The 960-nt window shown below is 50.7% G+C and carries 1 protein-coding gene; it reads left to right on the forward strand.

Annotated features, from left to right (window positions below; genetic code table 11):
* Positions 1–681 precede the first annotated feature (681 nt).
* The coding region (locus BZK31_RS28820; protein WP_167378141.1) for a catalase at positions 682–960 on the forward strand (279 nt) is incomplete at its 3' end.

Here is a 960-nt window from a genome sequence, read left to right on the forward strand (position 1 = left end):
TGCTGGATCTGGCTTCGAATGAATTCCGGCGGCGGGTTTTGCAACAGCATGACAGTGGGCATTGAACGTCTGGCTCCGAGGGTAAGGCTTGCCTGAGGCGGGTGGCGCCCATGATAACCCGTTAGCGAATGAAGGACCGGCAGAAGCGTTGCTCACATGTGTAACTCCCGGATGCTCACCGATGATCCTTTGTTTCCCACCTGACTGTTACATAGTGTTTCTTATTACGCGCTATACCTCGAGACAAGTAGTATCCAAGAGCCACTACTCCAGCAGTGAACTATTATTTATCTGGGACGCTCGTTCTGGAACTCCGGTAATAACCCGTTAAATTGACAATAATGACAAATGCGATTGCTTTTCATTAACCCAAAAAAACTGATTCAAAACGGTCCGTAGAGAAAACTTATTTATTGATATTATTCAATGATTTATAGAATTAAGACCAGCATATTAAAACGCAAATACTTGATATTAGTGGCACTCGCCACTTCATCATTCGAACCCCGCTCACGGTAGTAAGACAATTGCCCCTCCGGTTCCCTCCCTGCACGACTATTTATCTCAATCGGCCCGATTGATTTTTATAATCGCCGACTTCCCCCCGCGCGCATAACATGGCCCGGCCTACTAAAAAAATATGAGGGATTCAAAATGCCGTTATTAAACTGGTCCAGAAACATGGTTCGTTTAACAGCCGTCGGCCTTATCACCATTCCGACTGCTTACGCAGCCGAGACCCTGACCCGCGACAATGGCGCGGCGGTCGGGGACAACCAGAACTCGCAGACCGCCGGTGCCCAGGGCCCGGTACTCCTGCAGGACGTGCAATTGCTGCAGAAACTGCAGCGCTTTGACCGCGAACGCATCCCGGAGCGCGTTGTGCATGCACGCGGTACGGGCGTGAAAGGCGAATTCACAGCGTCGGCCGACATCAGCGACCTGAGCAAGGCAACCGTC

Origin of the sequence: Pseudomonas floridensis (assembly GCF_002087235.1) — a bacterium.
GTDB lineage: Bacteria > Pseudomonadota > Gammaproteobacteria > Pseudomonadales > Pseudomonadaceae > Aquipseudomonas > Aquipseudomonas floridensis.